This window comes from Citrobacter sp. Awk 4, assembly GCF_028069725.1.
Lineage (GTDB): Bacteria > Pseudomonadota > Gammaproteobacteria > Enterobacterales > Enterobacteriaceae > Citrobacter_D.
The window spans coordinates 34243-47911 of the sequence record NZ_JANEWG010000034.1 but is presented as its reverse complement, the minus strand read 5'-3'; the positions used below and the strand labels follow the sequence as shown (position 1 = coordinate 47911).

Sequence of the window (13669 nt, the reverse complement as noted above, 5' to 3'; positions counted from 1 at the left end):
GGGTAACCGCGAAGCGGCAATTTTCCTGCCGGGAGCCGGGATTGTTAAGGGAGCGGCGATAGCTCCCTTAACCCGTTCACGGGACATGAAATGCCAGAGAAGCGAAGAACATGAAGTGAACGGAACCCTTCGCAAAACCAGCTTGTTGTCAGTTCTGAGTAAATCCCGAGAGGGCTAACGCTACATGGCCGACTTCGGCCGCAGATTCTCATCAAATTGCAAACGTTTACGGCCTGGTTCTTCTTCCCGCAGCGGCTCCACCTGATGCATCGTCAGCTTGCAACGCTCCACCAGCACCTGATACTCACGCGTACCCTGTAGCTTCCACGCCATCTCCTGAGCGCTCAACGCACGGATAGCCTTCGCCGGGCTACCGATAATCAGGTAGTCAGCCGGCATTTCGGCTTTCGCTTTCACAAATGCGGCCGCGCCGACGATGCTGTTTTCACCGATCACCGCCCCGTCCATCACCACCGCGTTCATGCCCACCAGCGCGTTGCGGCGAATCGTGCAGCCGTGCAGGATCGCGCTGTGCCCAATGTGGCCGTTCTCTTCCACCACGGTGTCCTGCTCAGGAAAACCATGCATCACGCAGTTATCCTGAATGTTCGCCCCATCTTTAACGACGATACGCCCAAAATCCCCCCGCAGACTGGCGTTCGGCCCCACGTAGACCCCTTTACCGAGGATCACATCGCCAATCAACACGGCCGTCGGATGGACATAACTTTCCTCAGGTACCACCGGGGTCAATCCATCTATTTGATAAACTGGCATACTGCCTCCTGATCTACGCTCAGACCGCCAAAACGCTGGAACCAGAGACTGCCCGGCGACAGCAATTCTCCTACCGAGGTTTCCCCTTTTTCACTGACAAACGCCAGCGCGCCAGGGGCGACACGTTGATAAATGTTGATACACAGCTGACGCGCCGTTTGTCCTGCCCAATGCGCCGGTAATAACTCTTCGGGCAATAGCGGATCTTTTAGCACCACGCGTCGATAAAAATGGATTAACAGCAGTTGAATATGAAAAGCGCGCTGCGGCGTTAATTCGTCTGGCTCCACCTCTTTCAACAGCGGCAACAAGGGGCGAAATGCGTTGATAAACGACTCGTACATCACGTTTTGCTCGGTCAGTTGCCAGCACTCTTCAACCCTGGCGCGCAGCGCCGCACGCGACAGCGCCAGCGGGGAATGCGCCTCAAAGCAGATCACGTTCTCCGCGACACCGGCCTCGTGCAACAACGACTGCACATCCGCGAGCTGTTGCGACGGTGATGCCATAAGACTCGGCGCCAGGGTGCCAAACCCCTGCCAGATCAGCTGTTTTTTCACATCCGCAAGGGTATTTTTGTCTAACCCTTCGGACAACAGCAGCAGCCATTTGCCATCCCACGCGGGCTGTTCAGCGCGATAAATTTTGGTTTCCGCCCGTCGGGTTAAACGCAGACCTTTGTCGCTCAGGCTGTAGAAACTGCGGCGTCCCAGACGCGAGACATTCAGCCAGCCCTCTTTATTGAGCCGAAACAGCGCGGTACGCACAAAACGCTCGCCAAAGCCCAGCCCTTCCAGCAACGCAGCCAGACTCCCGAGCCAGATTTCACCGCCGCGATGAGAGAGCGAGTCGCCATAAAGCGAAGAGATAAGTGAGGTTCCACTGATGTGACCGGTGCTAACCGCCTGCTGGATGAAGGTATCGAGTTTACTCATGTGATTCATTCTGTTGTCATTTTTTCCCTTGATGAAGCATAGCACACTCCTTTTTTTCTGAACCTCTCCTGTTTAGGAGAGGTTCAGATCTGCATTAGCCGTTAACGACGATGTTGCGTAAATCGAACACGCGGCAGGCTTTCCCCTCTGAACGCGGAATACTGCCGCAGTTCACAATCATGACGTCGGTCGAGATACCGACCATCGACTTGATGCGGTGGCGCAACTGATGGCACACCTGGCAGCGCTGTTCATGGGTCAGCGTCAGGCTGCTCTCTTTCAGCTCTACCTTCACGGAGAGTGAATCGAGATGCCCGCGACGGTTCACCTCAAGCTGGTAATGCGGCGACAGATGCTCGAACTTGACGATCTCTTCTTCAAGTTGCGATGGGAAAACGTTCACACCGCGAATAATCAGCATGTCGTCGCTGCGACCACTGATGCGATCCATACGGCGCATCGTGCGGGCGGTGCCCGGCAGCAAACGCGTCAGATCGCGGGTACGGTAACGGATCACCGGCAACGCCTCTTTGGTCAGCGTGGTGAACAGTAATTCGCCCTGCTCGCCATCAGCCAACGGCGTGCCATCATTCGGGTTCACGATTTCCGGGTAGAAATGGTCTTCCCAGATGGTTGGACCGTCCGCTGTTTCGATACACTCCATCGCCACGCCAGGACCCATCACTTCAGACAGACCATAAATATCCAGCGCGGTGATCCCCAGACGACGTTCAATTTCTTTACGCATCGCCTGCGTCCACGGTTCTGCGCCAAACACGCCGACACGCAGAGAGCACTGACTGGCGTCGCCACCCATCTGACGCTCCAGTTCTTCAATTAAGTTCAGGCAATAGGACGGCGTCACCATAATCATATCGGGCTGGAAATCACGGATCAGCTGCGCCTGTTTTTCGGTTTGTCCGCCGGACATCGGGATCACCGTGGCTCCTAAACGCTCTGCGCCGTAGTGCGCGCCAAGCCCGCCAGTAAACAACCCGTAACCGTAGGCGACATGAATTTTATCTTTCGCCGTGCCGCCCGCTGCGCGCAGTGAGCGAGCGACAATATTCGCCCAGGTATCGATATCATTTTGGGTATAGCCAACCACCGTCGGTTTACCGGTGGTTCCCGAAGAGGCGTGGATACGCACCACCTGCTCCATCGGTACTGCAAAGGTCTCGAACGGGTAGTTATCACGCAGATCCTGTTTGGTCGTGCACGGGAATTTGCGCAGGTCGGCCAGTTCTTTGAAATCGTCAGGATGCACGCCAGCGGCATCAAATTTGCGGCGGTACATCGGAACGTTGTCGTAAGCATGTTTCAGCGTCCACTTCAGACGCTGGGTTTGCAGCGCCTGTAATTCATCCAGCGACGCGGTTTCAATCGGATCCAGTTGTGTTGTTGTTTTCGTTGTCATTGTAGGGTACTCGCAGGTTGTTATGCTCAAACACGTTCCAGAATCATGGCAATGCCCTGACCCACACCGATACACATCGTGCACAACGCGTAGCGACCGTTGCGGCGATGCAGCTCATGAGTCGCGGCTAACGCCAGCCGGGCACCACTCATTCCCAACGGATGGCCTAACGCAATCGCACCACCATTGGGGTTAACATGCGGGGCATCATCCGCCAGCCCCAGCTCACGCAGCACACCCAACGCCTGGGCGGCGAACGCTTCATTCAATTCGATAACGTCCATGTCATGAATACTCAGACCTGCACGCTCCAGCACTTTGCGGGTAGCAGGTACCGGACCCAGTCCCATCAGGCGCGGCTCCACCCCGGCAGTCGCCATCGCGACAATACGTGCCCGCGGGGTCAGTCCCTGCGCAACGGCCATCTGCTCGCTGGCGACAATCAACGCTGCGGCACCGTCGTTAACACCAGACGCATTGCCTGCGGTGACGACGCCATCACGACGAAACGGTGCTTTTAGCGCGTTGAGCTGCGCGAGGGTCGTTTCCGGACGCGGATGTTCGTCATGTTGTATTTCTGTTACAGCACCTTTTTTATTCTTCAGTACCACCGGAACGATTTCCTGCGCCAGGATACCCATCTCTTGCGCTCTCGCCGTCCGTTGCTGACTGCGTAACGCAAAGGCATCTTGATCCTCACGCGTTATCCTTAACAACTCAGCTACATTCTCCGCCGTTTCCGGCATACTGTCAGTACCAAATTGCTGCTCCATGAGCGGGTTCACAAATCGCCAGCCAATGGTGGTATCAAACATCTCCGCCTGACGCGAAAAGGCGCTGGTCGCCTTCCCCATCACAAAAGGTGCGCGAGACATCGACTCCACACCGCCTGCGATCAGCAGATCGCTGTCGCCCGACTTGATGGCGCGCGCGGCAAAGCCCAGCGCATCCAGGCCAGACCCGCACAAACGGTTGATCGTAGTACCGGAAACGGTTTGCGGCAGACCGGCCAGCAGTGACGACATACGCGCCACGTTGCGGTTATCTTCGCCCGCCTGGTTGGCGCAGCCGAAAATCACGTCATCAATACATTGCGCGTCAAGCGTCGGGTTACGCACCAGCAGTTCTCGCAGCGGGATCGCCCCTAAATCATCAGCACGTACACCCGAAAGCGCGCCGCCGTAGCGACCAATGGGAGTACGGATTCCGTCACAAATAAATGCATCGCGCATCAGGCTTCTCCTGTAATGGTGCCGCCGGTGCGGTGAGATTTACCGCGAAACAGCGCGACCGTTTTATGCTGCTGGTTAACAATTTCGATGTCATAAACACCGGTTTTTTGGCCCTGATGACGAACCTGAGCGGTCGCCGTCAGAACATCGCCCGCAAAACCCGGGCGTAAAAAATCAATGGTGCAGGCCGAGGCCACCGCCGCCAGTCCCTGACTGTTGCAGGCGTAGGCAAATGCGGTATCCGCCAGAGAAAACAGTTGCCCGCCGTGGCAGCTCTGATGCCCATTCAACATTTGCGGCGTGACGGTCATCGTCAACACGGCAAAGCCGTCACCCATCTCAATAATGTTGATCCCCAGCGCTTTTGCGCAGGCGTCGTTCTCGTACATGGCGTGAGCGTTTTGCCAGGCGTTATGACTCATAACCAGACTCCAGAAGCGCACGCTGGCGCAGCAGTGAGCAAGGACGGTAACGTTCTTCACCGTAATGGCGTTGCAGGTTTTCCAGCAGAATCAGCAGACGTTGCCAGCCGAGACGCTCTCCCCATGCGAGAGGGCCGCACGGATAATTGACGCCAAGTCGCATGGCGGTATCGATGTCCTGTTCGCTGGCGACCCCTTTTTGCAGCGCATCAAGGGCTTCGTTGACGATCATCGCGACGGTACGCCAGACCAGTAGTCCCGGATAATCCGCGATGTGCAGTACGTTTTTCCCCTGCTGCTGCAGGTAATAAATGGCTTTTTGCGTCGCTGAGCGTGGATTGCTGTCGGCGGCGGCGACAACCGCCACATCGCCTTCCATACGATCCACCACCACCACTGCACGCCCGGTACGCAAAGCCAGCGCCTGCGCGGTTTCACCCTGCGTTTCAATCAGCAGCACATCGTCAAGCTCGGTGACACCGTCACTTCTCTTTTCAATCTTCACCGGGCCGTAGCTTGCACTCACCGCACCGACAACTTCGGCGGGCGCACGTTCGGTACGCCAGTCATAGACGCCGTGACCGCTTTTTTTACCCAGACGCCCCGCCATCACCAGCTCTTGTTGCACCAGCGAAGGCAGAAAACGGCGCTCCTGCCAGAACGCGTTAAACACCGAGCAAGTCACCGCAAAGTTGACGTCCTGACCAATCAGGTCGGTCAATTCCAGCGGTCCCATCGGGAAACCACCGCCGCCACGCAACGCGGCATCAATGACCTCCGGTGCCGCAACCTGTTCTTCCAGCGCGCGCCAGGCTTCCGAATAGAACGGACGCGCCACCCGATTGACGATAAATCCAGGCGTAGACTGGCAGCGTACCGGCTGTTTACCCCAGCTCATCGCCAGATTACACAGTTGCTCCACCACCGCGTCTGAGGTCGCTAATCCGCTCACCACCTCAACCAGCTTCATCACCGGTGCAGGGTTGAAAAAGTGCAGTCCGGCGACACGCTCAGGATGGCTTACGCTTGCGGCGATCGCCGTAATGGAGATCGACGAGGTGTTACTCGTCAGCAGCGTGTGCGGCTGGCAAATTTCCGCCAGTTGGGAAAACAGCGCCTGTTTGATTTCAAGACGTTCCGACGCCGCTTCAATCACCAGATCGGCCGCCGCCAGCGCGTCGATATCGGTCACCGGAACCAGCCGTGCCAGCGTCGTCTCACAGGCTGTCGCCGCTAATTTGCCACGCGCCACACGAGATTCCAGGCGACGGCGAATACCGTCAATACCGCGAGAAACGGCGGCCGCCGAAATGTCATACAGCAGCACCTGATGACCGTGGCTGGCGGCAACTTCGGCAATGCCCGCCCCCATCGTGCCACTACCAATCACCGCAACGGTCTGTACACGTGTCATCATCTTATTTCCCCGTGAATTGCGGTGTACGCTTAGCGAGAAATGCGCTGACGCCTTCCCGGTAATCCGCGCTCCGCCCCGCCAGACGCTGATAATCGCGCTCCAGATCGAGCTGTGCATCCAGCGTGCTGGTTTCCGCGTGGTTGATTGCCTGTTTGATCAATCCCAGACCAAAGGTAGGCTGCGCCGCCAGATGAAGCGCCAGTTGCTGCGCGGTGTCGGACAGTTTTTCATCGTCCACCACCTGCCAGATCATGCCCCAGTTGTGCGCCTGTTCTGCGCTCAGCTTGTCGCCCAGCAGCGCCAGTCCCATCGCCCGCGCTCGCCCCGCCACACGCGGTAACAGCCAGGTACCGCCACAATCGGGCACTAAACCTAATTTACTGAACGCCATCACAAAATTTGCCGAGCGGGCAGCGATAACGATATCGCAACCCAGCGCCAGCGTTGCCCCGGCGCCCGCCGCGACGCCGTTCACCGCGCAGATGACCGGTTTAGGCAGTTTCGCCAGACGGCGCACCAGCGGGTTATAGAAACGTTCCACAGACATACCCAGATCAGGAGCGGGTCCGTTAGGGTCGACGTTACGGTCGTTAAGATCCTGCCCGGCGCAAAAACCGCGACCGGCCCCGGTCACCAGCAGACAGCGGATAGTGTCATCGCGCTCGGCCTGTTTCAGGCACTCAGACAATTGCTGGTGCATCACGTCATTGAAACTGTTCAGACGCTCCGGGCGGTTGAGCGTAATGGTCATCACGCCCTGTTCAACATGACTCAGAATGAAATCCATGATTAGCGTCCTTTAAAAACAGGTGAGCGTTTTTGCAAAAATGCGTCGATCCCTTCCCGGCGATCTTCCGTTGCCGAAAGCAGCGTAAAGAGCTGGCGTTCTTGCGCTAGTCCGGCCTGGAGGGGGACTTCCTGCGACTGGCGTAGCGCCTGCTTTGCCGCCTGCAGCGCCAGCGGCGAATGGCGCGCCATCAGCGCCGCCTGTTGCAAGGCATACTCCAGCGTCAGCGCCGCCGGGTAGACATCGCTGACCAGCCCCGACTGCAACGCCTGCTGCGCGGTAATGCTCTCGCCGGTCAGCACCATTTTGTTGGCGAGCGATTTCCCTACACTGCGAATCAGACGCTGCGTTCCACCGGCGCCCGGCATAATGCCCAGCGTGATTTCCGGCAGACCAAAACGGGCGTTATCCCCGGCAATCACCACATCGCACAACAGCGCCAGCTCACAGCCTGCTCCCAGCGCGTAACCGTTAACTGCAGCGATCAACGGTTTATTAAAGGCGTTGATCCGGGCCCACAGTTGGACGCGCGCGTCGTTGAGCGTGGCGGGCAGATCTTTTTCTGCCATTTCATTGAGATCGGCACCGGCGGCGAAAAAGCGTTCGTTGCCAGTGATGACGCAAACGGCGATATCGCTGTCGGTCGCGGCGGCTTCCAGTTCGCTCGCCAGTTGCGCCAGCAAAGCATTGTTCAAAGCATTACGCGCTGCCGGACGGTTCAGCGTTAGCTGCAACACACGGTCGTGACGGGTGACAATGAGTTCGTTCATGCCATCCCCTTCGCATCAAAGTCGACAACCACATCGCTGGTCAGCGGCAGCGCCTGGCAGCTCAGGACATAACCTGCCGCCAGTTCGTCCGGCTCAAGGCTGTAGTTGGTGACCATGTCCACTTTTCCACGTACCACTTTGCATTTACAGGTGGCGCATACCCCGCCTTTACAGGCGTACGGTAAGTCAGCGCCCTGACGCAGCGCGGCATCGAGAATGCTTTCGTCATCGGCCGACAGCGTGATTTCGCGGTCGCGGCCATCCTGACGAACGGTCACTTTTTGCCCTTCAGTCTGGACGCTGGTCGTGCGTTTTACCGCCGAACCCGGGGTGTTGAAGCGTTCCAGGTGGATGGCCTTTTCCGGCATGCCGAGCGCTTTAAGCGTAACTTCCGCCTCGTCCATCATCGCCGCCGGGCCGCAGATAAAGGCCTCGTCGAACTGGCTGTAATCGACCAGGTGAGTGGCCAGTGCAGTCAATTTGTCACCGTCAATGCGCCCGTGCAGCAGGTCACTGTCCATCGTCTCCTGACTGAAAACGCAGAGCAGTTGCAGACGCTGCGGGTATTTATCTTTCAGGTCGGCCAGCGCCTGGCGAAACATCATGCTCTGGCTGCTGCGGTTCCCGTAAATCAGCGTGAATTCGCTTTCGGTTTCGGTTTGCAGAGTGACAGATAAAATCGCCAGCATCGGTGTAATACCGGAACCTGCAGCAATCGCCAGATAGCGCCCGTGACGTTGGGCTTGCGGCTGATAACCGAAATGTCCCTGCGGCACCATCACCTCAAGCGCCATACCTTGTTTGATCTCGTCGCGGGCATAGCGGGAGAAGCGTCCGCCCTCGATAGCCTTTACCGCCACGCTGATTTCGCCCGGATTCAGGCTGCGGCAAATGGAGTAGCAGCGACGTAACTCCGTTCCTGCCAGCTGCGCTTTGAGTGTCAGGTGTTGGCCGGGACGAAAGCGATAGGCGTCCTGCAACGCGGGCGGCACCGCAAAGGTGATGGTCACCGCATCGCGGGTTTCGGGTTCTACTTTTGCCACCGTTAAGGAATGAAACGTTGTCATGGCAACCTCAAATACATTTGAAATAATCGAAGGGTTCACGGCAGGTGTCACAGCGCCAGAGCGCTTTGCAGGCCGTTGAACCAAATTCACTAATAAGCGATGTGTGTACGCTGCCGCAGCGCGGACAGCTCACCTCGGCCGGAAGATGCGCATGGCAACTGTGTCCGACCGGCGGGCTGATGCCGTACTGGCGCAAGCGTTCGCGGGCATCCGGCGTCATCCAGTCGGTAGTCCAGGCAGGATCAAGGCGCAGTACAATGTGGACGGGGGTAAAACCGTGCGTCGTCATCGCCTCGCGGATAGCACCGATCAGATGCTCCGTCGCCGGGCAGCCGGAATAGGTGGGCGTAAAGCCGATGACCCAACCTTCCCCCTGCGCAGCGACGCTACGCACCATGCCGAGATCGGTAATGGTCAGCACGGGAATTTCCGGGTCCGGGATCGCGCTAAGCAGATTCCAGATTTCGCGAATTTGTGCCGGGGCTACCTCTGCCAGACGTTGCATGACGACTCCTCCGTTACCACTGCTGACCAGGATACACGCGCTGGAGGTACTGCATTTCCGCCAGCATCGGTCCCAGATGTTCGGTATGCAGCCCTTTTTTGCCTCCCGTGCGGTAAGCCGCCTCTTGCGGGACATTAAGCGTGGCTGCGCTAAATCCGGCGAACACTTCCGCTTCCCATTCCTCACGTAGCAGTGCGGGATGAACGGCAATACCGGCGTCGCTCAGGGCGATGTCAATCTCATCGGCATCGAACAACTCAGCGGTAAAGCGCCACAGATTGTTGACCGCCTGCTGCATTTTTTGCGCTGACACCTCAGTGCCGTTGCCCAGACGTTCCAGCCAGCCACGGCTAAAGCGCAGGTGATAACGCGCTTCTTTAATGGCTTTGGCGGCAATGGCGGCAAGCTGTTGATCGCGGCTTTCAGTGAGTCGGGTAAACAGCGCCACGTGCCAGGCATCAATGAAATACTGGCGGGCGATGGTGTCGGCGAAGTTGCCGTTTGGCTGTTCAACCAGCAGTAAGTTGCGAAACTGGCGTTCATCGCGGCCAAACGCCAGCGTGTCTTCGTCGCCCGCGCCTTCCAGTTCGGCGGCATAACTTAAGAAATTGCGCGCCTGACCGAGCAAATCGAGGCCAATGTTGGCGAGCGCAAGGTCGATTTCCAGCTCCGGGGCATGTCCGCACCACGCGCCAAGGCGTTGCGACAGCACCAGACAGTTGTCACCCAGACGCAGGGTATAAGCGGTTAACGTTTTCATTCCCTGCCTCACATGTGCTCGATGCCATCGGGGATGGTGTAAAACGTCGGATGGCGATACACCTTGCTCTCCGACGGGTCGAAGAACTCGCCGCGTTCTTCCGGCTGGGAGGCGACGATTTCGCTCGCCTTCACCACCCAAATCGAACACCCTTCGCTGCGGCGGGTGTAGGCATCACGCGCATTCTCCAGCGCCATCCGATCATCCGCAGCGTGCAGGCTGCCGACGTGACGGTGCGATAATCCCTGCTTACCGCGAACAAAAACTTCATATAACGGCCAGTAAACTTTGCTCATTGTGTTTCCCCTTAAGCGACCTTGCGGGCGTGTTGTTTTTGCGCATGCGCCAGTGCGGCTTCGCGCACCCACGCCCCCTCTTCCCAGGCTTTGCGTTTAGCATCCAGACGTTCCTGGTTACAGACGCCGCGGCCGTTGATCACCTCGTTAAACTCCTGCCAGTCGATCTCGCCAAAGCGGTAATGACCGCTTTCTGCGTCAAAGCGCAGATCCGCATCCGGTACGGTCATGCCCAGCATTTCGACCTGCGGCACGGTGTTGTCGACAAAACGCTGACGCAATTCGTCGTTGCCAAAACGTTTGATCTTCCACGCCAGGCTTTGGGCGCTGTTCGGCGAGTTGTCGTCGTTCGGTCCAAACATCATCAACGCCGGCCACCAGAAACGGTTAATGGCGTCCTGAAGCATCTGACGCTGATCCTCGCTCCCCTGCGCCAGCGCCATGCAGGCTTCGAATCCCTGACGCTGGTGAAAGCTTTCCTCTTTACAGATTTTCACCATCGCCCGGGCATACGGCCCGTAGGAGGTGCGACACAGCGCCACCTGATTGACAATCGCGGCGCCGTCAACCAGCCAGCCGATCACGCCGATGTCTGCCCAGCTCAGGGTGGGATAATTAAAGATGGAGGAGTATTTCATGCGGCCATCGAGCATCTTCTGATAGATGTCTTCCCGGGCGCAGCCCAGGGTTTCCGCCGCGCTATAGAGATACAGACCGTGCCCGGCTTCGTCCTGCACCTTCGCCAGTAAAATGGCTTTACGACGCAGCGTCGGTGCGCGGGGGATCCAGTTGCCTTCCGGCAACATGCCGACAATTTCGGAATGCGCATGCTGGCCTATCTGGCGGATCAGCGTCTTGCGATAGGCCTCGGGCATCCAGTCCTGTGGCTCGATTGCCGTCTCTTGCGCTATGCGTTGCTCAAAGCGTTGTTCTTCGGTCACGTCATCACCTTTACGATTCCAGTTTTCGTGATTTAAAACAAAAAGCGAATCACGTTGTTTTACAAACGTTACACAATAGTTAATTAAAACCCCAAGATTTGTTTGTGTAATTTGTGACGCGATTCGCAAGTGATTTGTCTTTTTTCTTTTTATTCAGCTTTATAATGATTTCCGCAGAACTCTACGCGATCACATTGTTAATAAAATATTAAAACAAGGCTTGATTTTTATGATTCATAAATCAACTATTCATAGCGAAATCACGTAACATTTGGAGAGAAGAGATGCAGCAACTAGCCAGCTTCTTGTCCGGTACCTGGCAATCTGGCCGGGGCCGCGCCCGTACGATTCATCACGCCATCCACGGCGAAGCGTTGTGGGAAGTCACCAGCGAGGGCCTCGATATGGCTGCCGCTCGCCGGTATGCCATCGATAAAGGGGGAAATGCGCTTCAGGCCATGACCTTTATTGAACGCGCAGCGATGCTGAAAGCCGTTGCCAAACATTTGCTCGGCGAAAAAGAGACTTTCTATGCGCTCTCCGCGCAAACCGGCGCCACCCGGGCGGACAGTTGGGTCGATATTGAGGGCGGTATCGGTACGCTGTTTGCTTATGCCAGCATGGGCAGCCGTGAGCTCCCGGACGATACGCTGTGGCCAGAAGATGAACTGATCCCTCTTTCTAAAGAAGGCGGTTTTGCTGCCCGTCATGTGCTGACCTCAAAATCTGGCGTGGCGGTTCACATTAACGCCTTCAACTTCCCGTGCTGGGGCATGCTCGAAAAACTGGCGCCGACGTGGCTCGCCGGGATGCCCGCTATCGTTAAACCAGCGACCGCCACCGCCCAGGTGACACAGGCGATGGTGAAATCGATCGTTGATAGCGGTCTGGTTCCTGACGGCGCTATCAGCCTGATTTGCGGCGGCGCAGGCGATCTGCTTGACCAGCTCGACAGCCAGGATGTGGTCACCTTTACCGGCTCTGCCGCTACGGGCCAGTCGTTGCGTGTTCACCCCAACATCGTGGCAAACTCGATCCCCTTCACCATGGAAGCTGACTCACTAAACTGCTGCGTCCTCGGTGAAGATGTCACGCCAGAAAGCCCGGAATTTGCGTTGTTTATCCGTGAAGTGGTGCGTGAAATGACCGCCAAAGCCGGGCAAAAATGTACCGCTATTCGCCGTATCATCGTGCCAAATGCACAGGTGGAGGCAGTCAGTGAGGCGTTAATCGCTCGTCTTGGAAAAGTCGTAGTGGGCGATCCGGCGCAGGAAGGGGTCAAAATGGGGGCGCTGGTCAACGCCGAACAGCGTGCCGATGTCCAGGAAAAGGTGAACCTGCTGGTTGAGGCAGGTTGTGAAGTGCGTCTTGGCGGTCAGGCGGATTTAACCGCGCCAGGGGCGTATTTCCCGCCAACGCTGCTGTTCTGCCCTCAGCCGGACGAAACCCCGGCAGTGCATGCCACAGAAGCCTTCGGTCCAGTCGCAACCCTGATGCCGTATCAGCACGCAGACCACGCGATGGCGCTGGCGCGTGCGGGTGGCGGCAGTCTGGCAGGAACGCTGGTGACGGCAGATCCTGCGCTGGCGCGTCAGTTTATCGCCGGAGCCGCCCGCGCTCACGGCCGTATTCAGATCCTCAATGCAGAATCCGCCAAAGAATCCACCGGACACGGTTCGCCGCTACCGCAACTGGTTCACGGCGGTCCTGGACGTGCAGGTGGTGGTGAAGAACTGGGCGGCCTGCGGGCGGTGAAACATTACCTGCAACGCACTGCCATTCAGGGCAGTCCAACCATGCTTGCCGCGATTGGCAAACAGTGGGTTCGTGGGGCGCAGGTGCTGGAAGACAGAATTCACCCCTTCCGCAAATACTTTGAAGAGTTGCAGGCAGGCGACAGTTTGCTGACGCCGCGTCGCACGATGACCGAGGCGGATATCGTTAATTTTGCCTGTCTGAGTGGCGATCACTTCTACGCGCACATGGACAAAATCGGCGCAGCGGAATCCATTTTTGGCGAACGCGTCGTACATGGTTACTTTGTGCTTTCTGCCGCTGCGGGGCTGTTTGTCGATGCTGGCGTCGGGCCGGTCATCGCCAATTACGGGCTGGAGAATCTGCGCTTTATCGAGCCAGTGAAACCCGGCGATACGATTCAGGTTCGTCTGACCTGTAAACGCAAGACGTTGAAAAAACAGCGTTCAGCGGAGGAGAAACCGACGGGCGTCGTCGAATGGGCGGTGGAAGTCTTTAATCAGCACCAGACACCGGTCGCGCTTTACTCGATTCTGACGCTGGTTGCACGTCAGCACGGGGATTTTGCGTCCTGATAATCATAAACCG

14 protein-coding genes are annotated in these 13669 nt (G+C 57.4%); 1 reads left to right on the top strand and 13 read right to left on the bottom strand.

The window, feature by feature from the left end:
- Positions 1 to 180: 180 nt before the first annotated feature.
- The 13 genes from paaY to paaA form a co-directional block, all read right to left on the bottom strand.
- Positions 181 to 777 carry a phenylacetic acid degradation protein PaaY gene (gene paaY, locus NNO04_RS15160; protein WP_271445383.1) on the bottom strand — a complete coding sequence of 199 codons (597 nt, stop codon included), beginning with the start codon at positions 775 to 777 and terminating at the stop codon, positions 181 to 183.
- Complete coding sequence (paaX, locus tag NNO04_RS15155) at positions 759 to 1712, bottom strand: phenylacetic acid degradation operon negative regulatory protein PaaX (RefSeq protein ID WP_271445382.1); 954 nt, start codon at positions 1710 to 1712, stop codon at positions 759 to 761. The genes paaY and paaX overlap by 19 nt, the downstream gene beginning before the upstream one ends.
- A 94-nt stretch (positions 1713 to 1806) precedes the next feature.
- A complete protein-coding gene (gene paaK / locus NNO04_RS15150; protein WP_271445381.1) occupies positions 1807 to 3129 on the bottom strand; it encodes a phenylacetate--CoA ligase PaaK in 1323 nt (440 codons plus the stop codon).
- A 26-nt stretch (positions 3130 to 3155) separates the two neighbouring features.
- A complete protein-coding gene (pcaF, locus tag NNO04_RS15145; protein ID WP_271445380.1) occupies positions 3156 to 4361 on the bottom strand; it encodes a 3-oxoadipyl-CoA thiolase in 1206 nt (401 codons plus the stop codon).
- On the bottom strand, positions 4361 to 4783 hold the full coding sequence (gene paaI, locus NNO04_RS15140) for a hydroxyphenylacetyl-CoA thioesterase PaaI (protein ID WP_271445379.1): 423 nt from the start codon (positions 4781 to 4783) through the stop codon (positions 4361 to 4363). The genes pcaF and paaI overlap by 1 nt, the downstream gene beginning before the upstream one ends.
- Positions 4773 to 6200 (bottom strand): 3-hydroxyacyl-CoA dehydrogenase PaaH, encoded by a 1428-nt coding sequence (gene paaH / locus NNO04_RS15135; RefSeq protein ID WP_271445378.1) that lies wholly within the window; start codon positions 6198 to 6200, stop codon positions 4773 to 4775. The genes paaI and paaH overlap by 11 nt, the downstream gene beginning before the upstream one ends.
- Position 6201: 1 nt before the next feature.
- Entirely contained in the window at positions 6202 to 6990 is a 789-nt protein-coding gene (gene paaG / locus NNO04_RS15130) for a 2-(1,2-epoxy-1,2-dihydrophenyl)acetyl-CoA isomerase PaaG (protein WP_271445385.1), read from the bottom strand.
- The gene (gene paaF / locus NNO04_RS15125) at positions 6990 to 7757 is read right to left on the bottom strand and encodes a 2,3-dehydroadipyl-CoA hydratase PaaF (protein WP_271445377.1); all 768 of its coding nucleotides are present in this window, start codon (positions 7755 to 7757) and stop codon (positions 6990 to 6992) included. Before paaF ends, paaG begins: the two co-directional genes overlap by 1 nt.
- Positions 7754 to 8824: a 1,2-phenylacetyl-CoA epoxidase subunit PaaE gene (paaE, locus tag NNO04_RS15120; protein WP_271445376.1), complete on the bottom strand. Its 1071-nt coding sequence runs from the start codon at positions 8822 to 8824 to the stop codon at positions 7754 to 7756. The genes paaF and paaE overlap by 4 nt, the downstream gene beginning before the upstream one ends.
- A 7-nt stretch (positions 8825 to 8831) precedes the next feature.
- Positions 8832 to 9329 carry a 1,2-phenylacetyl-CoA epoxidase subunit PaaD gene (gene paaD, locus NNO04_RS15115; RefSeq protein ID WP_271445375.1) on the bottom strand — a complete coding sequence of 166 codons (498 nt, stop codon included), beginning with the start codon at positions 9327 to 9329 and terminating at the stop codon, positions 8832 to 8834.
- Between the two features lie 13 nt (positions 9330 to 9342).
- Positions 9343 to 10089, bottom strand: a complete 747-nt coding sequence (paaC, locus tag NNO04_RS15110) for a 1,2-phenylacetyl-CoA epoxidase subunit PaaC (RefSeq protein WP_271445374.1) — start codon at positions 10087 to 10089, stop codon at positions 9343 to 9345.
- An 8-nt stretch (positions 10090 to 10097) separates the two neighbouring features.
- Positions 10098 to 10385, bottom strand: a complete 288-nt coding sequence (gene paaB / locus NNO04_RS15105) for a 1,2-phenylacetyl-CoA epoxidase subunit PaaB (RefSeq protein WP_162382198.1) — start codon at positions 10383 to 10385, stop codon at positions 10098 to 10100.
- Between the two features lie 11 nt (positions 10386 to 10396).
- Positions 10397 to 11326, bottom strand: a complete 930-nt coding sequence (paaA, locus tag NNO04_RS15100; protein WP_271445373.1) for a 1,2-phenylacetyl-CoA epoxidase subunit PaaA — start codon at positions 11324 to 11326, stop codon at positions 10397 to 10399.
- Between the two features lie 284 nt (positions 11327 to 11610).
- Between paaA and paaZ the strand changes: the two genes are divergently transcribed.
- On the top strand, positions 11611 to 13656 hold the full coding sequence (gene paaZ / locus NNO04_RS15095) for a phenylacetic acid degradation bifunctional protein PaaZ (protein ID WP_271445372.1): 2046 nt from the start codon (positions 11611 to 11613) through the stop codon (positions 13654 to 13656).
- Positions 13657 to 13669: the final 13 nt, after the last annotated feature.